At 71.3% G+C, this 23,531-nt stretch carries 19 protein-coding genes and 1 tRNA gene; 15 read left to right on the top strand and 5 right to left on the bottom strand.

The features are described 5' to 3' along the window. The first annotated feature begins 123 nt into the window (after nucleotides 1–123). Nucleotides 124–1,803 (top strand): phosphoglucomutase (alpha-D-glucose-1,6-bisphosphate-dependent), encoded by a 1,680-nt coding sequence (gene pgm, locus GVV75_RS05145; protein WP_159717946.1) that lies wholly within the window; start codon nucleotides 124–126, stop codon nucleotides 1,801–1,803. 147 nt (nucleotides 1,804–1,950) lie between these two features. Next, nucleotides 1,951–2,880, top strand: coding sequence for a YwiC-like family protein (locus GVV75_RS05140; RefSeq protein WP_235925237.1), 930 nt, complete (start codon nucleotides 1,951–1,953; stop codon nucleotides 2,878–2,880). 31 nt (nucleotides 2,881–2,911) lie between these two features. Here GVV75_RS05140 and hisC read toward each other — a convergent pair whose 3' ends face one another. The 4 genes from hisC to GVV75_RS05120 form a co-directional block, all read right to left on the bottom strand. Beyond that, nucleotides 2,912–4,048 (bottom strand): histidinol-phosphate transaminase, encoded by a 1,137-nt coding sequence (gene hisC / locus GVV75_RS05135; protein ID WP_159717944.1) that lies wholly within the window; start codon nucleotides 4,046–4,048, stop codon nucleotides 2,912–2,914. A 97-nt stretch (nucleotides 4,049–4,145) separates the two neighbouring features. Further along, entirely contained in the window at nucleotides 4,146–6,119 is a 1,974-nt protein-coding gene (locus tag GVV75_RS05130; protein ID WP_159717942.1) for a hypothetical protein, read from the bottom strand. After that, nucleotides 6,116–6,328, bottom strand: a complete 213-nt coding sequence (locus GVV75_RS05125; protein ID WP_159624346.1) for a hypothetical protein — start codon at nucleotides 6,326–6,328, stop codon at nucleotides 6,116–6,118. Before GVV75_RS05125 ends, GVV75_RS05130 begins: the two co-directional genes overlap by 4 nt. 155 nt (nucleotides 6,329–6,483) lie before the next feature. Continuing rightward, nucleotides 6,484–7,155 (bottom strand): hypothetical protein, encoded by a 672-nt coding sequence (locus GVV75_RS05120; protein ID WP_159717940.1) that lies wholly within the window; start codon nucleotides 7,153–7,155, stop codon nucleotides 6,484–6,486. Between the two features lie 214 nt (nucleotides 7,156–7,369). On the opposite strand from GVV75_RS05120, the gene GVV75_RS05115 reads away from it, so the two are divergent. From GVV75_RS05115 to GVV75_RS10285, 6 genes are all read left to right on the top strand, one after another. After that, nucleotides 7,370–7,780, top strand: a complete 411-nt coding sequence (locus GVV75_RS05115; RefSeq protein ID WP_159624342.1) for a phage holin family protein — start codon at nucleotides 7,370–7,372, stop codon at nucleotides 7,778–7,780. 58 nt (nucleotides 7,781–7,838) lie between these two features. After that, nucleotides 7,839–9,293 (top strand): adenylosuccinate lyase, encoded by a 1,455-nt coding sequence (gene purB, locus GVV75_RS05110; protein ID WP_159717938.1) that lies wholly within the window; start codon nucleotides 7,839–7,841, stop codon nucleotides 9,291–9,293. Between the two features lie 194 nt (nucleotides 9,294–9,487). Beyond that, entirely contained in the window at nucleotides 9,488–10,111 is a 624-nt protein-coding gene (locus GVV75_RS05105; protein WP_159717936.1) for a phosphoribosyltransferase, read from the top strand. Between the two features lie 232 nt (nucleotides 10,112–10,343). Next, nucleotides 10,344–12,737 (top strand): carbon starvation CstA family protein, encoded by a 2,394-nt coding sequence (locus GVV75_RS05100; RefSeq protein ID WP_159624336.1) that lies wholly within the window; start codon nucleotides 10,344–10,346, stop codon nucleotides 12,735–12,737. A gap of 28 nt (nucleotides 12,738–12,765) precedes the next feature. Continuing rightward, entirely contained in the window at nucleotides 12,766–12,981 is a 216-nt protein-coding gene (locus GVV75_RS05095) for a YbdD/YjiX family protein (RefSeq protein ID WP_159624334.1), read from the top strand. 243 nt (nucleotides 12,982–13,224) lie between these two features. After that, on the top strand, nucleotides 13,225–13,752 hold the full coding sequence (locus GVV75_RS10285; protein ID WP_236266066.1) for a VanZ family protein: 528 nt from the start codon (nucleotides 13,225–13,227) through the stop codon (nucleotides 13,750–13,752). A 121-nt stretch (nucleotides 13,753–13,873) separates the two neighbouring features. On the opposite strand, the gene GVV75_RS05085 is transcribed toward GVV75_RS10285, so the two are convergent. Next, nucleotides 13,874–13,957: transfer RNA gene (locus tag GVV75_RS05085), tRNA-Leu, on the bottom strand. A 232-nt stretch (nucleotides 13,958–14,189) separates the two neighbouring features. On the opposite strand from GVV75_RS05085, the gene GVV75_RS05080 reads away from it, so the two are divergent. From GVV75_RS05080 to pknB, 7 genes are read left to right on the top strand one after another with little or no spacing between them, the layout of a single operon-like run. After that, nucleotides 14,190–14,912, top strand: coding sequence for an FhaA domain-containing protein (locus tag GVV75_RS05080; RefSeq protein WP_159717934.1), 723 nt, complete (start codon nucleotides 14,190–14,192; stop codon nucleotides 14,910–14,912). Beyond that, a complete protein-coding gene (locus GVV75_RS05075; protein ID WP_159624330.1) occupies nucleotides 14,909–15,406 on the top strand; it encodes an FHA domain-containing protein FhaB/FipA in 498 nt (165 codons plus the stop codon). The genes GVV75_RS05080 and GVV75_RS05075 overlap by 4 nt, the downstream gene beginning before the upstream one ends. Further along, entirely contained in the window at nucleotides 15,403–16,863 is a 1,461-nt protein-coding gene (locus tag GVV75_RS05070) for a PP2C family protein-serine/threonine phosphatase (RefSeq protein ID WP_159813781.1), read from the top strand. The genes GVV75_RS05075 and GVV75_RS05070 overlap by 4 nt, the downstream gene beginning before the upstream one ends. A 40-nt stretch (nucleotides 16,864–16,903) precedes the next feature. Continuing rightward, a complete protein-coding gene (locus GVV75_RS05065; RefSeq protein WP_159624326.1) occupies nucleotides 16,904–18,502 on the top strand; it encodes an FtsW/RodA/SpoVE family cell cycle protein in 1,599 nt (532 codons plus the stop codon). After that, nucleotides 18,499–19,992, top strand: coding sequence for a peptidoglycan D,D-transpeptidase FtsI family protein (locus GVV75_RS05060; protein WP_159624324.1), 1,494 nt, complete (start codon nucleotides 18,499–18,501; stop codon nucleotides 19,990–19,992). Before GVV75_RS05065 ends, GVV75_RS05060 begins: the two co-directional genes overlap by 4 nt. Nucleotides 19,993–20,000: 8 nt before the next feature. Further along, nucleotides 20,001–21,464, top strand: a complete 1,464-nt coding sequence (locus GVV75_RS05055; protein ID WP_235925235.1) for a serine/threonine-protein kinase — start codon at nucleotides 20,001–20,003, stop codon at nucleotides 21,462–21,464. Next, nucleotides 21,461–23,335: a Stk1 family PASTA domain-containing Ser/Thr kinase gene (pknB, locus tag GVV75_RS05050; RefSeq protein WP_159813779.1), complete on the top strand. Its 1,875-nt coding sequence runs from the start codon at nucleotides 21,461–21,463 to the stop codon at nucleotides 23,333–23,335. Before GVV75_RS05055 ends, pknB begins: the two co-directional genes overlap by 4 nt. The last annotated feature ends 196 nt before the right edge of the window (nucleotides 23,336–23,531 follow it).

The raw sequence follows: 23,531 nt of genomic DNA, 5'->3' as shown, positions 1-23,531 counted from the left end.
GCGCTCGCCGCCAGCATCTCGGTGATCTGAGCCTGGAGGCGAGAGCGTCCCGCTAGCCATGCTGATTCCGTCCGCCCGGTGGACATGCTCGGCCGCAGCGGTGGCGCATGACACACTGCCCCCATGCACCCACGCGCAGGAACAGTTGCCCATCCCGAGGACCTCATCGACGTCGACGAGGTCACATCCGCCTACTACGAGCTCGTCCCCGACCCCGCCAACCCCGCCCAGCAGGTGGTCTTCGGCACCTCCGGGCACCGCGGCTCCTCCCTCGACACCGCCTTCAACGAGGCCCATATCGTCGCCACCACCGCGGCGATCGTCGAGTACCGCCGCTCCCAGGGCACCGACGGCGTCCTCTACATCGGCCGTGACACGCACGCCCTGTCCGAGCCCGCCTGGCGCACCGCCATCGAGGTGCTCGTGGGCGCCGGCGTCACCACCGCCATCGACGCCCGCGGCTCCTACACGCCCACCCCTGCCGTCTCGCACTCCATCCTCCTGGCCAACGGCGCGGGCACCGAGGCCGGCCCGCGCGACGGCGGCCCCGGCCTGGCCGACGGCATCGTCGTCACCCCCTCCCACAACCCGCCGCGCGACGGCGGCTTCAAGTACAACCCGCCGCACGGCGGCCCCGCCGACTCCGACGCCACGAGCTGGATCGCCGCCCGGGCCAACGAACTGCTCGCCTCCGGCTGGCGGGACGTGCCGCGCGTGCCCATCGCCGAGGCCCTTGAGGGGCCCCACATCGTCAAGCACGACTACCTGGAGACCTACGTCTCCGACCTCGAGAGCGTCATCGACATGGAGGCCATCCGCGCCGCCGGCGTGCGCATCGGCGCCGACCCGCTGGGCGGGGCCTCCGTGGACTACTGGGGCGCCATCGGGGAGCGCTACGGCCTTGAGCTCACGGTCGTCAACCCGAACGTGGACCCCGCCTGGTCCTTCATGACGCTGGACTGGGACGGCAAGATCCGCATGGACTGCTCCTCCCCCAACGCCATGGCCTCCCTGCGCGCCGCCATGACCCCCGACGCCGAGGGCAACACCCCCTACGACGTCGCCACCGGGAACGACGCCGACTCCGATCGCCACGGCATCGTGACCCCCGACGGGCTCATGAACCCCAACCACTACCTGGCCGTCGCCATCGAGTACCTCTTCACGCACCGCCCCGGCTGGCGATCCGACGCGAAGGTCGGCAAGACCCTCGTCTCCTCCTCCCTCATCGACCGGGTCGTGGCCGCGATGGGCCGCGAGCTCGTCGAGGTGCCCGTCGGCTTCAAGCACTTCGTGCCCGGCCTGCTCGACGGCTCGGTGGGCTTCGGCGGTGAGGAGAGCGCCGGCGCCTCCTTCCTGCGCAAGGACGGCACCGTGTGGTCCACGGACAAGGACGGCATCATCCTGGCCCTCCTGGCCAGCGAGATCATCGCCGTCACCGGCAAGTCGCCCTCCCAGCTCCACGACGAGCAGGTCGAGCGCTTCGGCGCCTCCGCCTACGCGCGCATCGACGCCGCCGCCTCCAAGGAGGAGAAGGCCAAGCTCGCCGCCCTGTCCCCCGAGGACGTCACGGCCACCGAACTCGCCGGTGAGCCCATCACCGCGCGCCTCGTCAAGGCCCCCGGCAACGGCCAGCCGATCGGCGGCCTGAAGGTGACCACCGAGAGCGCCTGGTTCGCGGCCCGCCCGTCCGGCACGGAGGACGTCTACAAGATCTACGCTGAGTCCTTCAAGGGCGAGGCGCACCTCGCCCTCGTCCAGGAGGAGGCCAAGAAGGTCGTCGCCTCCGCTCTTAAGAGCTGACGGACCACCTGGGCGGTGGCGCCGCTTCGTCGGGCCGGCCCCCTCACCGGCGCCACCGCCCCTCTGCCCGATCCCAGGCCCCCCGGCGCGACTCCCGGGAGATGACAGTGCTGACGCGCAGATGAGCGGGCCCGTACGCTGGCTCACATGACGCAGACCCGTCCCCCCGCGCCGTCGAAGCGGGCTCCCCGTCGGCCCGGCCGCGCGCCCCGTCCCACGCAGGAGCAGATCCGCCGCCAGCCGGGCCGCCGAGCCTGGGTTCCCAACCAGCACGGGGCGTGGGCGATGCTCATCGTCCCGCCGATGGTCGGCTGGGTGGTCGGCGGCTGGAGTTGGCTCAACCTCCTGCTCCTGCCGGCCTGGTGGAACGGCTACCTCACCTACTGGGCTTGGTCGCAGTGGCTGCGCACGCGCTCGGCCCGCAAGCGCGCCCTCCTCATCCCCCCGATGGCCACCTACACGTCGCTCACCGCGGGGCTGGGGCTGCTGACGATCCTCCTGGCCCCCTACCTGCTGCAATGGGCCATCCCGATGCTGCCACTGCTGGGCATCGCCGCTCACGAGGTGTGGCGCGGCCGTGAGCGCTCACTGGCCTCCGGGCTGTCCACGACGACCGCCGCCAGCCTCATGGCCGGCATCACCTACCACCTGGCGGTCCAGGGTCGGGGCGGCTTCCTCGGCACCGGCGAGGGGGCAACGGCGCTCGCCGGGGCGAGCCCCAATGGCGAACTCACGGGATGGCCGTGGTCCTGGATGGCCACCGCGCTCATCGCCGCCTATTTCGGGGGGACGGTCCCGTACATCAAGTCGATGATCCGCGAGCGCTTCAACACCCGCCTGCTCGTGGGGTGCACGGCGGCCCACGCCGTCGTCGCCGCGCTCGCCGTCTGGGCGGCGGCCGGGGGATATGTCCCGTGGGCGCACGCGATCCTGTGGGTGGTGCTGGCGATCCGCGCCTGGGTCATGCCGACCCTCCAGTGGCGCCAGGTGCGCCTCAAGCACCGGCCCCTGCGGCCGGGGACGATGGGGATCGTGGAGATGGTCTTCTGCGCCCTGTTCCTCGTCACGATCGCCTGAGCGGGGGCGGTATGAGGGCGAGGCGGCTCAGTCAGGCGCGCTCGCCAGGCCAGGAGGCCGCCGCGGCCAGGACGCGGTCGTTCTCCGCTGGCGTCCCGATGCTGACGCGCGCGCCGTCGCCGTCGAAGGGCCGCACGAGGATGCCGGCCGCCTCGAAGTGCGCGGCTAGGGCGGCGGCGTCCCCGCCCACGGGCAGCCACAGGAAGTTGCCCTGGGCGTCCGGAACCGACCAGCCCTGATCGCGCAGCGCGGCGAGGACCCGGTCCCGCTCGACGGCGACGGCGCGCGCACGCCTGGCCGTCTCGGCCAGGGCCGGCGGGGCGATGGCGGCAGCGGCAGCGGCCTGCGCGGGCAGGCTCACCCCGAAAGGCGTGGTCACGGAGCGGATCGCCGCGGCCAGCGCCGGCTCTGCCACGAGGTAGCCCACCCTCATGCCGGCCAGGGCGTGAGCCTTGGAGAAGGTCCGGCAGACCACGAGGCCGGGGTGGTCAGCGAGCAGGTCGAGGGCATTGCCGACCGCCGGATCGGTGACGAAGTCGAGGTAGGCCTCGTCGACGAGCACGAGCACATCATCGGGGGCGCCATCCACCAGCGCCTCCAGTTCGGCGGCAGTGAGGGCGGGGCCGGTCGGGTTGTTCGGAGTGCAGGCCATGATGACCCGGGTGGCTGGCCCGCAGGCGGCGAGCATGGCGGGCACGTCGTGGCGGCCCTCGGCGGTGACGGGGACGCGCACGGCCCGCGCCCCGGCCACCGCGACGCAGATCGGGTAGGCCTCGAAGGACCGCCAGGGGATGACGACCTCGTCACCCGGTTCGCAGACCGTGTCAAGCAGGTGCTGGATGAGGGCCACTGAGCCATTGCCGAGCACGATCTGCCGGGGGTCGATCCCGTGCTCGGCGTGACTGGCGGCCAGGGCCTCGGCCAGCGACTGCCCGGTCATCTCCGGGTAGCGATTGACACCCGCGGCGGCGTCGGTGAGGGCGGCGAGGACGGAGTCCTGGACCGGGTAGGGCAGCTCGTTGGAGGAGAGCTTGGCGATCCCCGCGCCCTGGGGGCGGGCGCCGGGCACATAGGCCGGCAGGGCCGCGATGCCGCGGCGCAACGGGACGGCCGGGGGAGCGGAAACAGGCGCTACGGCGCCCGTGGCGGACGTGCTCGTGCTGCTCATTGCCGCATCCTCCCACCAAGGGGCCCTGCCGCGCCCCGTCTTCCGCCCCCGACCGCCCGACGCCCGGCTGCCCGCGCCCCGGCTCTCCCGGAAGCTGTCAGGACTCGCGGGTGACGTCAAAGACCACCTCGGTGGTGGTGGCCCCCCGCTCCCGCGCCCCGGTGAGGCGGGAGAGGTCCTTGGAGTAGTCAGCGAAGGCCCGCTCACCGCTCTCGGCGCCGCGCACAGCGTCGGCGTACACCGACTCGGTGTGAGCGCTTCCCCCGCGGGTGTCGACGTAGGCGGTGGCCCGGTTGGGGGAGACCGGGTTGGTGGAGGCGTCCAGCCCGGGCACGACGTCGCTGGTGGACTCCAGGTGGAGGGCGCGCACGCCGTCCGGCAGGGCCACCCCGGAGGTGGGGCCGCCCGCGGTCAGGATGCTCGTGATCGTGTAGCGCTCGGTGAGGGCGGGGTCGGAGGCGATGTTGACCGCCGTTATCGCGCCCTGGGAGTGCCCGTAGATCCCAACCTCCTCGCCCGGCTGGATCCCTGACTGCCTCATCGCCGTGACGACGGCGGCCTCCATGTCCGTGGGGCGCCCGGAGACGGCCTGGAGGTTGGTCTGGAGGTCCTGGGGGTTGGAATCCCCGCTGGTCCACTCGGTGGTTCCGGGCACGACGACCACCCAGCTGCGCGTGCCGTCGGCGTGGTCCGTGCGCAGGATCGAGATGGCGCCGGCGCCGTCGCCCCGGGCCTGGCCCTTGATGGTCTGGGCGTGGTCGAGGAGCTCGGAGGCTGTGGATGGCGGGGAGTCGATCCGACTGCCGGTGAGGTCCTGGACGGCGATGCCGGTGCCCAGGCCGAAGGGGTCCTGAGGGCCGGGCGGGACGCGGACCGCCGTGCCCGTGGCGCCTTTCTTGTTGTGCGGAGCGATGAGCAGGCCGGTCGGCTCACCGTGGCGGATGACCCCGGCCCTCTCCGATTCGAGCGCCAGGGCGTAGGCGACGCGCTGCATCGGCGTGAGGGAGGATGTGGGCACCTTCCGACTGCCCACCTGCACCTCAGCGGGGAGCTCCGCCGTCGCCTTGGCGTCGAGCCGACTCGCGGAGACCCGCAGGAACTCCTCGATGGTGGCTCCCTCCCGGCCGGTCTCCCCCTTCCTCGCCCAGGCGCCGAGGCAGGCCAGCCCGATGATGTTGCTCAGGGCCCACTCCGAGGTGACATCGCTCTTGAGCAGGAGCTGCAGGTCCTCCAGGACCACCTGGGCGTCCTCGGGCATGAGGCCGTAGGTGGTGAAGATGTCGACGAGGATGGCTGTGGGCAGCCAGACGCCGGCGGTGAACGCCAGCCCGCTCCCAATGGCCACGCCGGCCACGAGGGCCTCCGGGGACGGGCCGTGGACGCGGGCGCCGACGTCGGCATCCGTGCGCACCGTAGCGCCGTGCTCGGCGTCGGTGTACATGAGCGAGCAGGCCGACACGTCCGCCGCCAGCAAGGTGAGGGCTCTCGAGGCGGCGCTGAGCGAGCCGGTGCCCGTGAGCAGGGCGTCGCAAGCGGAGATGAGGGCGCTGCGCTTGCGCTCGAAGGCGGCAACGGGGAGCTCGACGAGGTTCGCGACGAATGATGAATCGGCGTCGGGCAGGAGGGAACTGCCGGTCTGAGCGCCGGTCACCGTGTTGTAACTGGGGTCCTGGGCGATGATGTCCGCCGGGACGGGCGCGTTCTCGGCGTCGGTCTTGGCGCTGCGCACATGCTTCGCCGCGGTGTCGAGATGGCTGGCGGCGGTGGTGAGCGAGGCCGCGAGGGCATCCAGGTCCGCCGTGTTCACTGAGATGGATGACCCCCCGGCCACGAGGACGAGCGGGCGGCCCTGGGTCATCCCCCACCTGTGACCGGAGATGACCGGCGCCCCTGGGGGCGGCACCGGGGCGGGTCGCGCCTGGGCGGTCGGCACGGGGCTCGGCGCCTGGGTGGGTGAGGGCGAGGGACGGGGATTCGCCGAGGGCTCAGCGCGGTGGGCCCGGCCCGTCGGCGGGGGGCTGGGCGGCAGGACGGGGTCCGCTCTGAGCAGCGTGGCGGCCACGGGCGTCATGACGAGCCTCCTCGCATCGCGTCGAAGTCCTTGGCGGCGCTGGCAGCGGCATCGATGAGTGGGTGGAGGGCCGGGATGAGCAGGACGGCCGAGTCCAGGGCGCTCTGGCACTGGTTGGCGGCCAGCCCCGTCCAACTGGCGGGGACGGCGGAGGGGACGGATGCGGCGTCGACCTCGGTGTCGGCCGACGCGATGTCGAGTTGTGCCATGTCTCGACGGTAGGTCGGCCCCGGAGCACCCTGGGCGAGGCGTCCCCAGAGGCCGTCACAGGTCATGCATGAGGACGCCTGTGGTTCACGGGGAAGGGGCGGGGCCGTGCGAGGCCGGAGCGCCGCAGGCGTCCCCCACCAGGGGCGGGGGAGCCTCAGGCGGCCGCGCCCCGGCGTCGCGCCCCGCGCTCACGGCGCACGGCGAGCGCCGCCTCGACATCGGCGACGACGGCCAGCGCGCCCACCCACCACCAGGAGGCGCCCGGCAGTCGCGGCCCCTCGGCCATGCCCACCACGAGTCCCGCCACGACGACGGCCAGCGCGCTCACCACGGCCAGCGCTGCCGCCGCCCGGCGCGCCCGGGCGCCGAGGCCCGCGCGCAACCAGGCCCCGAGGTTGCCGATGACCACAGCCGCTCCCGCGCAGGTCGCGGCGGTCAGGAGGGCGCGCGGGGCGCCGGACAGGCGCAGCCCGATCCACAGCCCGAGGGACAGGGCGCTCACGGTGAGGTCGACGAGGAGCACCCGGGTGCCGGTGACCACGCCCGCGGGCAGACGGCGGTCCGCGGGCAGGTCACGGTCGAGGGCGAGGACAGCGCCGGCGGCGAGGAGGAGCAGGGCGGCATGCCAGGGCGCCACGGGCAGGTCGCGCGGGGAGAGGCGGGCCGCCCAGGCGCCAGCGGCCGCCGCGACGAGGGCTCCGGCGCCGATCCAGGGAAGGGCGGTGGTCAGGGGCGCTCGGGCGCGATCGGCCACGGGCACGAGCTCGGCGATCCAGGCAGGGGGCTCGGGCGGCCCTGGCGCCCGGCCGCCCGACGGCTCGCTCATCCCGCCTCCGGGCGGCGCGGGCGGGTGAGGGCGTCGGAGCGGCGCCCGGCCTCGGCGGTGGGGCGCTCGACGGCGGTGGGGCGCGAGGCGTCGTACGTCATGGGATGAGCGTAGCGAGAGCGGCCCACGGTCCAGCCATCCTCCCGGGCGCCTCCGCACCCTCCTCGCAGCCCCGTCACTGCGCGGCCCGCGCGGGGGCTGGCAGGATAGAGGCATGGAACTGGCCATCAGGATCGTTGGGAACGCCGCCGGGCTGTGGCTGGCCTCGCGCCTCCTCCCCGCCTCAGTGTCCCTGCCCGCCAACGCGACGACGCTGCTGGCGATCGTCAACCTCCTCATCATCGGCGCGGTGCTGGCCGCCGTGAACTCAGTGGTCAAGCCCGTCGCGAAGGTGCTGACCTTCCCCCTGTACCTCCTCACCTTCGGGCTGTTCGCCCTCGTGGTCAACGGCGCGATGCTGCGACTGACGGGCTGGATCACGGAGGAGCTCCTCAGCGGCGCCGCCGGTGACCGCCTGGCCGTGGGGCTGATGGTGAACGGCTGGTCCGGGGCGATCCCGGCCGCGCTCATCACCTCGGTCGTCTCGGCGGTCGTCGTCGCCGCCCTCCACCGGAAGCGGGACTGACCACCATCCCGCTGGGCGCCCAGCGCGCGGGACGCCCAGCGCCTGCCACAATGAGCGCATGGTCGACCTCGCCACCGTGACTCCCCCCATCGCTCTGGGTCCGCTCGATGGCCGCTACCGCGCCGTCGTCGCCCCGCTGACCAACCACCTCTCCGAGGCCGCCCTCAATCGGGCCCGCCTGCACGTGGAGGTCGAGTGGCTCATCCACCTCACCGCCAACCGCGTGCTCCCCGGGGCGCCCGTCCTGACCGAGGCTGAGACCGCCTACCTGCGCGGGCTCGTGGAGGCCTTCGGACCGGACGAGATCGCCGAGCTCGCCGCCATCGAGGCCGAGACCCGCCACGACGTCAAGGCCGTGGAGTACCTGCTCAAGCGCCGCCTCGCCGCCGCGGCCCAGGCCCCCGGGGTCACGGGCGCCGACGGCGGGGCCACTGTCCTGCCGGGCATGGGCGAGATCGTCCACATCCTCTGCACCTCCGAGGACATCAACAACCTCGCCTACGCCCTGACCATCCGCTCAGCGATCCAGGAGGTGTGGCTCCCGGCAGCCCGCGGGCTCGTCGCCGATCTGGGCGCGATGGCGCGCGAGCACGCCGGCGCCGCGATGCTGTCGCGCACGCACGGCCAGCCCGCCACGCCCACCACGCTGGGCAAGGAGCTCGCCGTGCTCGCCCATCGGCTGGGCCGCCAGGCGCGCCGCGTCGAGGCCGCCGAGTACTTGGGCAAGATCAACGGCGCCACCGGCACCTACGGGGCGCACGTCGTCGCCGTGCCGGGGGCCGACTGGGAGGCGGTGGCGCGCGACTTCGTGGAGCACCTGGGCCTGACCTGGAACCCGCTGACCACGCAGATCGAGTCCCACGACTGGCAGGCCGAGCTCTACGCCGACGTGGCGCGCTTCGGGCGGATCGCCCACAACCTGGCCACGGACGCCTGGACCTACATCTCCCTGGGCTACTTCCGCCAGCGCCTGAGCGCGCAGGGCTCCACGGGCTCGTCGACGATGCCGCACAAGGTCAACCCGATCCGCTTCGAGAACGCCGAGGCGAACCTGGAGGTCTCGGGGGCGCTGCTGGACACGCTCGCCGCCACGCTGGTGACCTCCCGCCTCCAGCGCGACCTCACCGATTCGACGACGCAGCGCAACATCGGCGTCGGCCTGGGCCACTGCCTGCTGGCCATCGACAACATCCGCCGGGGCCTGGCCGGACTCGACGTCGATGCCGCGCGGCTCGCTGAGGACCTGGACGCGACGTGGGAGGTGCTGGGAGAGCCGGTGCAGCAGGCGATGCGGGCGGCGTCGGTGGCCGGGGCCACGGGCATGGCCGACCCCTATGAGCGCCTCAAGGAGCTGACCCGCGGCCGCGCGGTGAGCGCCGAGGGGATGCGGGAGTTCATCGCCGGCCTGGGCATGCCCGCCGAGGTGGAGGCGCGCCTCCTGGCCCTCACGCCCGCGACCTACACGGGGCTGGCGGCCTCCCTCGTCGCGCACCTCGACGACGCGCCCTGCTGAGGCCCATCCCCTCCCGCGGCGCCGGGCTCATGCTCTCAGGGACAAGCCCGTGCCCCCGGGCCCGTCCCCAGGAGCACGACGCCGACGGCGACGCCCGGCCGGCGGCGCGCGGCCGATCCGGGCGCCTCGCCTCGGCGCGCGCCTCCGACTACGATTCACACGCAACCGCTTTGTCCCGATCCCAGGATGCCGACGTGAGCAACGCGAACAGCCCCAGCCAGACCTCTCCCACCGCCCCCGGCGCGGCCTTCGACGACGGCGCCTCCACCGCCGACCACCCGGACCGTGAGAACCTCACCTGGGAGCTCTTCGGCGTCGCCGAGCGCGAGTTGAGCGCGCAGATCGTCGCCTCGGGCTGGATGCCGGACCTCATCATCGCCATCGCCCGCGGCGGCCTCATCCCGGCCGGCGCGATCGGCTACGCCATCGGGATCAAGGCGATGGGCGCGATGAACGTCGAGTTCTACACCGGCATCGGCGAGACGCTGGAGGAGCCGGTTATCCTGCCCCCGCTCATGGACGCCTCCGAGCTGCCGGGCAAGAAAGTCCTCGTGGTCGACGACGTCGCGGACTCGGGCAAGACCCTCAAGCTGGTCATGGACCTCCTGCGCAGTCAGGGCCTGGAGTTGGGCGATGAGACGGTGCCGGTCGACGCGCGCAGCGCCGTCATCTACCGCAAGCCCCGCTCCGTCTTCACCCCGGACTACTGCTGGAAGGAGACCGACAAGTGGATCAACTTCCCCTGGTCGGTCCTGCCCGTCATCACCCCGGACTCCCTCGGCCCCCACGCCCCCCAGCCCCCTCGCCGAGACCGGTAGTTATCACCACCGAGACCGGTCGTTATCAGCATCGAGACCGGTTCAGGGCGGACCCGCTCCGCTCCCGCGCCGTCTGTCCACACTTGACACCCCTGCGCCGCGTTTTACTGACACTGGCGTAGTCAACGTGGCCAATCCCTGAGACAATGAGTAGGCTCTGCGAGGCCGTCATCACAGGCGCGCCTCATGTCCCACCCCGCAACGCTCTCTCTCAGTGCCGAGAAGGGAATCTATGAACTCCCAAGACCAGAAGGATCTGCCCTCCTACACCCCCCAGGAGGAGCGCCTCATCATCAGGAACAAAGCTGGCGTGCCCGTCGGCACCAGGATGGACACCACCTGGACCCCCAAGCGCATCGCGACCTGGGTGGTCATCACCGCCCTGGGAGTGCTGGGCTGGTGGATGCTGGCAGTGGCGCGCGGGGAGAGGGTCAACACGATCTGGTTCGTGGTGACCGCCATCTGCACCTACGCCATCGGCTACCGCTTCTACGGCCTGTTCATCCAGCGCAGGATCATGCGCCCCGATGACACCAACGCGACCCCGGCCGAGCGCATCAACAACGGCCGCGACTTCGACCCGACGCACCGCGTGGTCCTCTACGGCCACCACTTCGCCGCCATCGCCGGCGCTGGCCCCCTGGTCGGGCCGGTCCTCGCCGCCCAGATGGGCTATCTGCCGGGAACGCTGTGGATCATCCTGGGCGTCGTCGTGGCCGGGGCTGTGCAGGACATGCTCGTCCTGTTCTTCTCCATGCGCCGCGGCGGGCGGTCCCTGGGCCAGATGGCCACCGATGAGATCGGCAAGATCGGCGGCACGGTCGCCACGATCGTCGTCTTCGTCATGCTCATGATCGTCCTGGCGGTCCTCGCGATGGTCTGCGTCAACGCCCTGGCCGAGTCCCCCTGGGGCGTCTTCAGTGTCGGCATGACCATCCCGATCGCCATCGGCATGGGCCTGTGGCTGCGCTACGTCCAGCCCGGCAACATCACGCAGGTCTCCATTGTCGGCTTCGCCATCCTCATCGGCGTCATCATCGGCGGCCGGTGGGTGGCCGAGTCCTCCCTCGGCAAGTTCCTGCACCTGTCCCCCACGACGCTCGTGTGGGCCATGGTCATCTACGGCTTCCTCGCCGCCGTCCTGCCGGTGTGGGTGCTGCTCACCCCGCGCGACTACCTCTCGACCTTCATGAAGGTCGGCACCATCGCGATCCTGGCCATCGGGATCATCATCGTGCGCCCCGTCGTCGAGATGGCCGCCGTCTCCGAGTTCGCCAGCAACACCGAGGGTCCGGTCTTCGCCGGCGCCATCTTCCCGTTCCTGTTCATCACCATCGCCTGCGGCGCCCTATCCGGCATGCACGCCATGGTCTCCTCGGGCACCAGCCCCAAGATGATCCAGAAGGAGTCGCAGGTCCGCATGATCGGCTACGCCGGCATGCTCATGGAGTCCTTCGTGGCGATCATGGCCCTGGCGGCGGCCGTCTCGCTCAGCCCCGGCATCTACTTCTCGATGAACACCTCCCCGGCCTCGATGGACAAGCTCGCCGGCCCCAGCGTCGTCGCCTCGGCCAACGCCGCCAACGGCAATGACAAGGCCGCCGCGCGCGCCGAGATCGCCGACGCCGCCGTCGAGAACCTCAACGTCACTGACGCCCACGGCAATCGGATGGAGCCCACCTGGGACTCCTGGGACGAGGCGGGCAACCCCAAGACCTTTACGGGCGCCGAGGCGCTCAAGCAGGTGGCCTCCGACGTCGGCGAGCCCAGCATCGTCTCGCGCACCGGTGGGGCGCCGACCCTCAGCGTCGGGATGTCGCACATCCTCCACCAGATCGGCGGCGGCCGGGCCATGATGGGATTCTGGTACCACTTCGCCATCATGTTCGAGGCCCTGTTCATCCTCTCGGCCGTCGACGCCGTCACCCGCGTGGCGCGCTTCCAACTCTCCGACGCGCTGGGCAACATCTGGCCCAAGTTCCGCGACCCCTCCTGGCACGTGGGCGCCTGGGCGACCACCGCCGTCGTCGTGACGGCCTGGGGATCGCTGCTGCTCATGGGTGTGACCGATCCCCGAGGAGGGATCCAGACCCTCTACCCGCTCTTCGGCATCGCCAACCAGCTCATCGCGGCCGTCGCGCTGCTGGTGTGCACGGTCATGGTGGTGCGCAAGGGCTACACGAAGTACGTGTGGATCCCGATGATCCCGCTGGTGTTCGACACGGTGGTCACCTTCACGGCGTCGTGGCACAAGATCTTCTCCACCGATCCGCGCGTGGGCTACTTCCAGCAGTGGCGCGACGCCAAGAAGCTCCTGCCCACGCTCACCGACGCCACGGCGATCGCCGACACCCGGGCAGTCGTGCGCAACACGATGATCCAGGGAACCCTGTCTGTCGTGTTCGTGGCCATGGTGGCCTTCGTCATGATCATGGCGCTCCTGCGGGTCATCAAGGCGATCCGCGCGCACGACACCTCGAACTCCGAGGACCCCTACCAGGAGTCCAACTTCTACGCGCCGAGCACGATGCTCGCCTCGCCGCTGCAGAAGAAGCTCGTCAAGGAGTACGAGGCCGTGGGCGACCCGGCGCTCATCCCCGGCCAGGCGCCCCACGGCGCTCACTGACAGCCGGCTCGAGAAGGAGATGATTCGGATGACTCGCGCCCTGACGGGGCTTCCCAACGGCCTGCGCGACGGCTTGCGCCAGGCGCGCGCCATGTGGCGGGACTTCACCGGCGAATCCGGGTACGAGCGCTACGTCGCCCGTCACCGGCGCGAGCATCCGGATCACGAGCCGATGAGCGAGCGGGAGTACTGGCGCGCCCGCCGCGAGCTCGCCGAGCAGAGCATCGAGACCGGCTGCTGCTGATCCCCACCCCCCTCCGCGCCGAGACCGGTCGAAAACAGCATCGAGACCGGTCGAAATGACGATCGAGACCGGTTGGTCCTCCACAGGCCCTTCCCGCCCCCACAAGGGCTAGGAGGGCCTGTGGATGGCGGACCGGTCTCGCTCCTAATATCGACCGGTCTCGCCCCGATCGACCGGTCTCGTGACCATTTCGAGCCTCCACGGTCTCGAAACCCATCCCTTCCCACACCTACGCTGAGAGGCGTGCCCGTTCCCATGATCTCGCGCTCCTCCCGTGTCGGAGCGCCCAGCAACATCGATCCGGACTCCACCGAGGGGCTCCCCCACCTCGGGCCTGATCGGCTGACCACGCCACGGCACGCCCACCGGCCCGGCCCCCGCCGGAGAACGGCGAGGGCCCTGGCGTTCCTCTACGGGATCGCAGTGCTCATGGCGGTGCTCTGGCCCTCGGGAGGCGATGTCGCCTCCATGAAGAGTTTCCTCGGCCCGCCCTTCCTGAGCGAGGAGGGCAAGGATGTCGCCCTCAACCTCGTCATGCTGGCGCCCCTGACGGCGATCCTCACGCTGGCCTGGCCGCGGGTGCCCTGGTGGGCGTGGGCGCTGCTGGGCTGCCTCATCGGAGCGGGCGCGGAGGTCGCCCAGGAGTTCATCCCCTCCCTTGAGCGCAGGCCGAGCCTGGCCAACATCGCCCAGAACGCCGTCGGCTCCTGGTGCGGGGCGGCCGTCGGCCAGATGGTCGCCCGCCTCGTCGAGCGCCGACGCCGCGCCTGAGCCGCGCCCGCCCCCCGCCGGCGCGCCGCGCGGCCAGCGGTCGGGGCGGGCCGGGCAACCGGGATCATCGGGACGACGACGAAGGCCCGGTCCATCTGGACCGGGCCCACACCGTACTCGGTGCGCGAGGGGGGACTCGAACCCCCATGATCGTTAGATCACACGGACCTGAACCGTGCGCGTCTACCAATTCCGCCACTCGCGCGAGAAGCGAGAGAGACGATAGCCGTTGGAGGCCCCCGGAGTCCAATTGAGCACCTCCCCTCGGGCAGTGACACCAGTCACCCGGATCCCCCCGCGAGGGCGCCGCCCCGCGAATATCGACCGTCTTGCAACGCGCCCCACTCGGCTCGCACCGGATCAGCGGTTACGATGGGCGCGGAGAGAATCCGGCCTCATGCGGCCGGGAGCAGTCCCCACACAGGGAGGTTGAGTCCATGGGTTTCCTGGACAAGCTCGAGAAGGGCGTTGGGAGCGTCACCAGCCGTGCCATGTCACGGCTGGGGGACGACATCGAGCCGATCGAGATCGCCTCCAAGATCCGCGAGACGATGGACAAGCGGGCCGCCTCATTCGCGCGCGACCGCTCCGTGGTGCCCAACCACTTCCGCGTCCGGCTCCCAGCCACCGCCATCGAGCGAGTCCGCGCCTGGGGCGAGGAGGAGATGGTCCACCAGCTCATCGACGTCGCCACATCCCACGCCGCCGAGCAGGGCTACTCCTTCGTCGGGCCCGTGGAGGTCGTGTTCGCCTCCGACTCCACCCTCGCGGCCTCGGCCATCGAGGTCGACTCCTCCACGCGCCGGGGCGCCTCCACCCAGGTCGCCACGCCGTCGCCGACCCAGCCGATCCTCGACATCGACGGCCAGCGCTACTTGCTCACCGGGCAGGTCACGGTCATCGGCCGCGGCAGCGAGGCGGACATCATCGTCGATGACTCCGGCGTTTCCCGCCGCCACCTGGAGATCCGCCTGACCCAGGGCCATGCCATCGCCACCGATCTCGGTTCGACCAACGGCACCTTCGTCGAGGGCCACAGGGTCGACGCCGCCACCCTCCTGGACGGCAACACGCTGACGATCGGCCGCACCCGGATCATGTTCTGGGACGGGTCTCAGAGCGCCAACCAGGCGCCGTCACCCGTAGGAGCGGCCACTTGAGCCAACTGGCCTTCACTGCTCTGCGGCTGGGGTTCATCGTCCTGCTGTGGGTCTTCGTCTATCTCGTCATTCGCGTCCTGAAGCGCGACATGGCCGATATCCCGATCGGGCGCCCCGGGCGCGCGCTCCCCTCCGCTCCCCGCGCGCAGCGGGGGCAGGGCCAGGCCGCCCCTCAGGCCCCGCCCGCGCCGCCCAGGCGCAACGACGCCCGCCGTCTCATCATCACCGAGGGGCCGCTTGCCGGCTCCACCGTCCCACTCTCCCCATCGTCGATCATCATCGGCCGATCGCCGTCATCAACCCTCGTGCTCGATGACTCCTACGCCTCCTCCCGCCACGCCCGCGTCTTCCCCAAGGACGGGTCCTGGTGGCTGGAGGACCTGGGCTCCACGAACGGAACCATGCTGGGCGGGCGCTCAGTGCACGGGGCCGTCGAGCTGCCAATCGGCGTGCCCGTGAAGATCGGTCAGACCACCTTGGAGCTGCGCCCATGACGATCTCCCTGCGCTACGCCGCCCGGAGCGACATCGGACTCGTGAGGCAGTCCAACCAGGACTCCGCCTACGCGGGCCCCCACCTGTGCGTCCTGTGCGACGGCATGGGCGGCCCCGCCGGCGGTGACATCGCCTCGGCGGTCGCCATCGAGCACCTGGCGCCCCTCGACGCCGACTCCCACCAGGCCGGCGAACTCCTCAGCCTCCTGCGCTCGGCGGTGCAGGACGCCCATGCCGAACTCATCAACCGCTCGGCCTCCGACCCCGAACTGTCAGGACTGGGCACCACCTGCGTGGGCCTCATGCGCTCCGGCAACAAGCTCGCCATGGTCCACGTCGGTGACTCACGCGCCTACCTCCTGCGCGACGGGGAGTTCACCCAGGTCACCACCGACCACACCTTCGTGGAGTACCTCGTGGAGTCCGGCCGCCTCACCCGCGAGCAGGCGCGCCGGCACCCACAGCGCTCCGTCCTGCTGCGCGTCCTGGGCGACGCCGAGGGCGACGTCCAGCTCGACGAGTCGATCCGCGAGGCGGTCCCCGGGGACCGCTGGCTCCTGTGCTCCGACGGCCTGTGCGGCCCGGTCACCGCTGAGACGATCGGCGAGGTCCTCACCTCGATCCCCGAGCCGGAGATGGCCGCCGACCAGCTCATCGACCTGGCCCTGCGCGCCGGCGGCCCGGACAATGTCACCGTCGTCATCGTCGACATCGTCGACGACGACGAGTCGCCCCAGTCCGACGCCCAGGTCGTCGGCTCGGCCGCCAACCGGCGCGCCCTGGCCGCCGCGGCCCGCGCCAAGAGCGCCGGAACCCCGGCCGACGCCGAGCCCGGGGAGGAGGGCCAGGAGGACGAGGGCGCCGATGGCGCGGCGAGCCCCGCGCCGGGCGCGGCTGACACCCCGGCCGCCAAGGCCGCCGCCCTGGTGGCGGGCCTTGATCCTAAGGCCGGTAAGGAGGCCAGCCGTTCCGAGCGCGAGCTCGTCGCCGAGGAGGCAGCCAAGCAGGCCGAGCGCGCCGAGACCCAGCGCCGTCGCGGCCGCCGCTCACTGGTCGCCTCACTCATCCTTCTGACCGCCCTGGCCGCGGCCCTCGGCCTGGGGTACATGTGGACGCAGCGGCAGTACTACGTGACCACCACCCTGGCCAACGGTCAGGAGCGGATCGCCATCTACCAGGGGATCCCGCAGTCCGTGGGCCTCATCCGCCTGAGCCACGTCGTCGAGACCTATGACGCTCCACCGGTGGACGCCCTCACCGCCGAGATGCGATCCCGGCTCGCCGACACGGTTGCCAAGGGCTCGCTTGAGGAGGCCCGCGCCTACGTCTCCCAGACGGTGTCCGCCGCGACCATCCTCCCGACGACGCCGGCCCCCACCCCCGCCGGCACCGCAACGCCCGCCCCCGCCGCCACGCCCCCCACCCAGCCCACGCCATCGGCGACCGCGCAAGGGTGATCACGTGCGCTTCCGATCCCGCGGGCCCGAGAGCCAACCGATGAGCGCGCCCCCTGCCAGCCCCCTAGGCGCGCACCGCACCACGGGACGCTGGGCGGAGGCCGCGCTCATCGTCGTCGCCGTCATCATCGGCCTGAGCGGCTTCGTCTTCACCGCCCTCAACCGCACCGGCGCCTCACCGGCCCAATCCCTCCTGCTCGGCGGGGCCCTCGTGCTCATCGGCATCGTCGTGCACCTGTGGGTGCGGTGGAAGGCCCCCTGGGCGGACCCCGTCATCCTGCCCACCGCCATCGCGCTCAACGGCATCGGCCTGGCGATGATCTCCCGCCTCGACATGTCCTACAAGATCCTCGAGGCCTGGCAGTACTACGTCGGACCGCGCCAGGCGATCTGGACCGGCCTGGGCATCGCCCTGTTCTGCGGGGTGCTCATGATCCCCGACTACCGCGTCCTGCGCCGGTGGGACTGGTCGGCGATGGTCGCGGGCCTGATCTTCCTCATCCTGCCGTTCATCCCATTCCTGGGCGTGCAGATCAATGGCGCGAGGATCTGGATCCGGCTCGGCCCCATGTCCTTCCAGCCGGCCGAGCTCACCAAGGTGCTCCTCGCGGTCTTCTTCGCCTCCTTCCTTGTGGCAAACCGCGACAACCTCGCCCTGGCGGGGCGCCGGGTCATGGGGATGAACCTGCCCCGGGCCCGCCACCTCGTGCCGCTGCTCATCGTGTGGGGGGTGAGCATCATGGTGCTCGTCGCCCAGAGCGACCTGGGCACCTCCCTGCTCCTATTCGGCCTGTTCGTCGTCACCCTGTACGTGGCCACGGACCGGCCCTCCTGGCTGATCATCGGCGCCGGCCTGTTCGTGCCCGCCGCCTGGTTCGCCGCCACGCACCTGGCCCACGTGCAGGCGCGCATCCAAAACTGGCTGCACGCCATGGACCGAGACGTCTATGAGAACTCGTCGCGCCAGTTGCCCGACGCCCTGTTCGGGATGGCCTCGGGCGGGCTGACGGGCTCGGGCTGGGGCAAGGGCTACCCCACGCTCGTGCCCTTCGCGAACTCCGACTTCATCGTCTCCTCCATTGGCGAGGAACTGGGTCTGACCGGCATCCTGGCGATCCTCGTGCTGTACATCGTGCTCATCGAGCGCGGTCTGCGCACCGCCATGAGCCTGCGCGACGGCTTCGGCAAGCTCCTGGCCACCGGTCTGTCCTTCACGATCGCGCTGCAGGTCTTCGTCGTCGTCGGTGGCGTGACCCGCCTCATCCCGCTGACGGGGCTGACGATGCCGTTCCTGGCCTACGGCGGATCCTCCCTGGTGGCGAACTGGGTGATCCTCGCGCTCCTCGTGCGCTTATCCGATGCCGCCCGCCGACCGCCATCGACGGCGCCGCGCATCATCGACACCGCCGAGTTGCCCGCGGGCCTGCGCAAGCTCGTCCTCGACCCCGATTTCGACTTCGATGAGATGCACGGCGCGGACGGCCCGGCCGGCACGCCGTCGGGCACGGGGCGCTCCTTCGACGAGGATCCGGACATCACGATCGACACTCCGCCCGACGGCGTGAGCAAGCAGCAGGGCAGCGCCCCGACCGGTACGGCCCCCCAGGGAACGCCAAGAGTGGAGGGAGTCCAGCCATGAACCGCCAGATCCACCAGGTGGCCGTGCTCGTGACCATCATGTTCCTCGCACTGGCCGTGTCCGTGACCAGCGTGCAGGGCTTCGCGCGCCCCGCGCTGTGGCAGTCGGAGTCCTCCGAGGGCAGTCTGACCACCGACCGGCGCAACCAGCGCGCGGCCTTCGCCGCCTTCGGGGCCCATCGCGGCCAGATCCTCGTGTCCGGTTCCCCCGTGGCCTCCTCGCAGCCCTCCGACGACGTCTACTCCTACCAGCGCGTCTACTCCTCCGGTTCGCTCTACGCGCAGGTGACCGGCTACTCCTCGCCGATCCGCTCCGAGTTGACCGGCATGGAGCAGTCCGAGAACAAGGTGCTCAACGGGGATGATCCCTCCTTGTTCTCCTCGCGGGTGAAGGCCCTCATCACCGGCGCCTCCCAGGAGGGGGGGTCGGTGGACCTGACCCTCAACGCCCAGGCCCAGCAGGCCGCCGCGAACGCGCTGGGCGGCAGGCGCGGCGCGGTCGTCGCGCTCGACCCGTCCACCGGGGCGGTCCTGGCGCTCGTCTCCTCCCCCTCCTTCGACCCCAACGTCCTGGCCTCCCATGACGCCGCCGCCGTATCGGCCGCCTGGGAGCAGTACTCCGCCGATCCCGGCCAGCCACTGGTCAACCGGGCGACCGGCGGCGACCTCTACCCCCCGGGCTCGACCTTCAAGATCCTCACCACCTCGGCCGCGCTGCGCGCCGGCAAGGTCACCGCCTCCACCACCCTCGACGCCCCCGACTCGATCACGCTTCCCGGCACGAACCACTCGCTGTCCAACTACCGGGGCGAGTCCTGCGGCAACGGCACCGCCACCCTGTCCGCGGCCTTCGCGCAGTCCTGCAACACGCCCTTCGCCCGTCTCGCCATGGACGTGGGCGATGACGCCTTGGCCAAGGAGGCCGAGGCCTGGGGCTTCGGCACGAAGGACGACTTCTCCCTCCCGGTGACCGCCTCCACCTACCCGGCCAACTCCTCCGCCGCGGAGACCGCCATGGCGGGGATCGGCCAGCAGTCCGTGCGCGTCACCCCCCTTCAAATGGCGCAGGTGGCCGCCACGGTCGCCAATCAGGGCAAGCAGATGAAGCCGTACCTGGTCGCCCGCACCCTGGACGCCGATCTGTCCGTCGTCTCGACGACGAGCCCCGAGGTCGCCCGCACCCCGATCGACGCCAAGACCGCCAAGACCCTCACCGGCCTCATGCAGGAGGCCGTCTCCTCCGGAACCGGGACCACCGCGCAGGTCGCCGGCGTGCAGGTGGCCGGCAAGACCGGCACCGCAGAGACCGGCTCCGACGAGGGCGGCCCTGTCACCTGGTTCGTCGGCTTCGCTGGCACGGACATCAACAAGCCGTCCATCGCCCTGGCTGTGGTGCTCGACGGCGGCCAGCAGACCTCACCCACCGCCACCGGTGGCTCGGAGGCGGGCCCGATCGCGGCCGCCGTCATCGACGCGGCGGTGAACCAGTGATCCCACAGGTGGGGTTCGAGCTCCAGGGCCGCTACCAGCTCCTGGAGCGCATCGCCCTGGGCGGCATGGGGGAGGTCTGGCGCGCCACCGATCTCAACTCAGGTCGGATCGTCGCCGCCAAGATCCTCCGCCCCGAACTGACCGGGGATGAGATCTTCCTGTCGCGCCTGCGGGCGGAGGCCGCCAACTCCCGGGGACTGCGCCACCCCAACCTCGCCGTCGTCCTGGACTTCGGGGAGCGCAAGGGCTCGGGCTGGATCATCATGGAGCTCGTGCAGGGCCGCCCCCTGTCCGAGATCCTGGAGGAGAAGGGAACGATGGCGCCCGCGGAGATCCTGCCGATCCTCGCGCAGGTGGCCCGCGCCCTCCAGGTGGTCCACGACTCCGGCGTCGTCCACCGCGATGTCAAGCCCTCCAACATCCTCATCAACCGGGAGGGCCTGGCCAAACTCACCGACTTCGGCATCTCCACCGGCCCCCACCAGCGGCCCATGACCGCCACCGGCATGGTCATGGGCACCGCCCAGTACCTGGCGCCCGAGCAGGCGATGGGCAACGCCGCCCAGCCCTCTGGCGACCTCTACGCCCTGGGGATCATCGCCTACGAGGCTCTCGTGGGCCGCCGCCCCTTCACCGGGTCCACTCAGGTGGACATCGCCTTCGCGCATGTCAACGAGCCCGTGCCTCAGATGCCCAAGAGCGTGCCCCCCGAGGTCCGCCAGGTCGTTATGGAGCTGCTGGCCAAGAAGCCCGCCGATCGGCCGTCCTCGGCTCGCGAGCTCGCCCGGCGCCTCGATCGGATCGTCATCCACCTGCCGGAGGAGCACTGGGACCCCGAGGACAACCTCGCCTGGGCCTCCACGGGCAGGGCCGCCCAGGGACCTGGCGCCGCCTCCACTGCCGGCGGTGGCGGCGCAGCGGGGATGGGCCGGGCCTCCTCGCCGACCAGCTCCTCGGCGGCCAATGCCGCCACTGACGAGGAGAGCGCCGCGCCGGCGTCCTCGAAGCCATCGAGGGCTGCCGAGCGCCCACGAGCCTCGGCGAGCGCCGCGCAGTGGGCCGCCGCGATCGTCGAGACCGCGCCCGAGCGCTGGCCCGAGCGCCGCTCCAAGATCCACAGCGCCCGCCGGGGCGCGTATGGCTCGCGCGCGCGGGCCCTGCCGGTATCCCATCGCGCGCGTGATGCTCGTCGCCCCCGCCGCAGCTCGGGGCGGGGCCGCCTCGGCCTGCCGCTCCTGAGCAGCCTATCCGCGCCGGCCCTGCTCATGCTCGCCGGAGCAGTGCTCATCCTCATTGCCGCCGTCGTGGCGCTCATGAGTACCCTAGCCTCAGCGCAACCGGGCACGACGGACGCCGCCCCTCAATCGCCTACCACCACCGGATCCCTGAGCGAAGCAGGCTCAGAGCTGATCGCGCAGGCCTCCGGATTGCCCGCCCCAGTGCCCGTCACCTCAGTCAAGGAGGCACCGTGACCGACACGTTCCCCGCGATCCTGGCCGAACGCTACGAGATCCGTGACCTCATCGGCCGTGGCGGCATGGCGGAGGTGCGCCTCGGGTACGATCGGCGCCTCAACCGCGTCATCGCCATCAAGCTCCTGCGCTCGGACCTGGCCAGCGACTCCACGTTCCAGACCCGCTTCCAGCGCGAGGCCCAGTCCGCCGCCGCGCTCAACCATCCCTCGATCGTTGCCGTTTACGACTCCGGCGAGGAGACCCTCGTCCAGCCGGACGGGACGAGCCGCACCGTCCCGTACATCGTCATGGAGTACGTGGAGGGTCATACGGTCCGCGAGCTCCTGGGCGACGGCGAGGCCGTGCCGATCCCCGAGGCGGTCGAGATCGTCACCGGCGTGCTCGACGCCCTGGAGTACTCCCACCGCGCCGGCATCGTCCACCGGGACATCAAGCCCGGGAACATCATGATCACCTCCACCGGCGCGGTGAAGGTCATGGATTTCGGCATCGCCCGCGCCATTGAGGACTCCGCGGCGACCGTCACCCAGCAGCACGCCGTCGTCGGAACCGCCCAGTACCTGTCCCCGGAGCAGGCCCGCGGGGAAGTCGTGGACACCCGCTCGGACCTCTACTCCACCGGCTGCCTCCTCTACGAGCTCCTCACCGGCCATCCGCCGTTCACAGGCGACTCCGCCGTGGCCATCGCCTACCAGCATGTGCGGGAGGTGCCCAAGCCGCCGTCGTCGATCGCCGCCGATATCCCGGAGGCGATCGACCGAGTCGTCCTCAAGGCGCTGGCCAAGCGCCGCGACGACCGCTATGGGGATGCCGCCCACATGCGCACCGACCTCCTGGCCGCGCAGCAGGGCAATGCCGTGTCCGCGCCCGCGACCTCCACCTGGGCCTCCGCCCCGACGACGACGCTCCCGCAGCAGGCTGACGCCTTCAGCCCCGCCCGCCCCGAGACGCCCGCACCACCGCCCCCGGTGACCCAGCAGCCCCTGATCATGCCCACTGAGCAGGATGATGAGCGCGCGTCCAAGAACCGCCTCGGACTGTGGCTGCTCATCGCGGCGCTCCTCGTCGCGGTGGCGCTGGGCGCGTGGGCGGTCAGCTCTGGGAAGTTCGGCGGGGCCGATCCCAAGCCCACCGCCTCACCGACGCCGACGACCGTCGCCGTCCCGGATGTCACGGGCAAGTCGGAGCAGGAGGCCAAGGCCGCGATCGAGTCCGTCGGCCTGGTCTACGCCAAGGGCGACGGCGTCGCCTCCAACACGATCCCCCCGGGCCGGGCGGTCTCCACCGACCCGGCTGTGGGCACGGGCGCAGCTCCTGGCTCCACGGTGACGGTCCAGTACTCCCTGGGCACCGCCATGGTCGAGGTTCCCGACGTGTCGGGCAAGACCCAGGAGGAGGCGCGCGACGCCCTGGAGAAGGCGGGCCTCAAGGTGGGGACCTCCACCTCGGAGGACTCCGCGGAGGTCGGCAAGGACAAGGTCATCCGCACCAAGCCCACGGCGAACACGACCGTGCAGCGGGGGAGCTCGGTGGCGCTCGTGCTGTCCACGGGGAGGGTCACCGTGCCGGACATCAAGGGCATGACCCTGGAGGCGGCGCAGACGGCGCTGCAGGACGCGGGCCTGACCTACAACGTCAACAGCCCGACCACGGAGAAGACCTCCGACCCGGCCAAGAAAGACACCACCGAGGTCACGGGCACGAGCCCCGTCGCCGGGGCCTCCCTGGACGCCGGGGGGCAGGTGACCATCGACTACAAGAAGTACGATTTCCAGCCCGCGCCCACGACGACCTCCCCGAAGGCCAATAAATCGGGTGACCCGAATAATCCATCGTCGTCCCCGTCGACGGGCGCCACCTCCAACTGACCCTCCCCTCCTCTCACCGCCGAGACCGGTCGATATCACGAGCGAGACCGGTCGAAAATACGATCGAGACCGGTCGATCAGCACAGCACGATAGTGAGCCGGCCGCGCTCCCGCCGAGCATCGTCCCCGTCGACGGGCGCCTCGCGCACCAACGGGTGGCTCGCGCACCGAGAGGTGCGCTGGGAGCACGACTCTC

Source organism: Actinomyces sp. zg328 (genome assembly GCF_009829635.1).
GTDB classification, from domain to species: Bacteria; Actinomycetota; Actinomycetes; order Actinomycetales; family Actinomycetaceae; genus Actinomyces; species Actinomyces marmotae.
This window is presented reverse-complemented; position numbering and strand designations above follow the sequence as displayed.

Excerpts from the sequence above, each read along its gene's own strand:
- pgm (WP_159717946.1), top strand. The coding sequence starts at position 124 with ATGCACCCACGCGCAGGAACAGTTGCCCATCCCGAGGACCTCATCGAC.
- GVV75_RS05100 (WP_159624336.1), top strand. The coding sequence starts at position 10,344 with ATGAACTCCCAAGACCAGAAGGATCTGCCCTCCTACACCCCCCAGGAG.
- purB (WP_159717938.1), top strand. The coding sequence starts at position 7,839 with ATGGTCGACCTCGCCACCGTGACTCCCCCCATCGCTCTGGGTCCGCTC.
- hisC (WP_159717944.1), bottom strand. The coding sequence starts at position 4,048 with ATGAGCAGCACGAGCACGTCCGCCACGGGCGCCGTAGCGCCTGTTTCC.
- GVV75_RS05130 (WP_159717942.1), bottom strand. The coding sequence starts at position 6,119 with ATGACGCCCGTGGCCGCCACGCTGCTCAGAGCGGACCCCGTCCTGCCG.
- GVV75_RS05095 (WP_159624334.1), top strand. The coding sequence starts at position 12,766 with ATGACTCGCGCCCTGACGGGGCTTCCCAACGGCCTGCGCGACGGCTTG.
- GVV75_RS05070 (WP_159813781.1), top strand. The coding sequence starts at position 15,403 with ATGACGATCTCCCTGCGCTACGCCGCCCGGAGCGACATCGGACTCGTG.
- GVV75_RS05120 (WP_159717940.1), bottom strand. The coding sequence starts at position 7,155 with ATGAGCGAGCCGTCGGGCGGCCGGGCGCCAGGGCCGCCCGAGCCCCCT.
- GVV75_RS05115 (WP_159624342.1), top strand. The coding sequence starts at position 7,370 with ATGGAACTGGCCATCAGGATCGTTGGGAACGCCGCCGGGCTGTGGCTG.
- GVV75_RS05065 (WP_159624326.1), top strand. The coding sequence starts at position 16,904 with ATGAGCGCGCCCCCTGCCAGCCCCCTAGGCGCGCACCGCACCACGGGA.
- GVV75_RS05140 (WP_235925237.1), top strand. The coding sequence starts at position 1,951 with ATGACGCAGACCCGTCCCCCCGCGCCGTCGAAGCGGGCTCCCCGTCGG.
- GVV75_RS05060 (WP_159624324.1), top strand. The coding sequence starts at position 18,499 with ATGAACCGCCAGATCCACCAGGTGGCCGTGCTCGTGACCATCATGTTC.
- GVV75_RS05125 (WP_159624346.1), bottom strand. The coding sequence starts at position 6,328 with ATGGCACAACTCGACATCGCGTCGGCCGACACCGAGGTCGACGCCGCA.
- GVV75_RS05080 (WP_159717934.1), top strand. The coding sequence starts at position 14,190 with ATGGGTTTCCTGGACAAGCTCGAGAAGGGCGTTGGGAGCGTCACCAGC.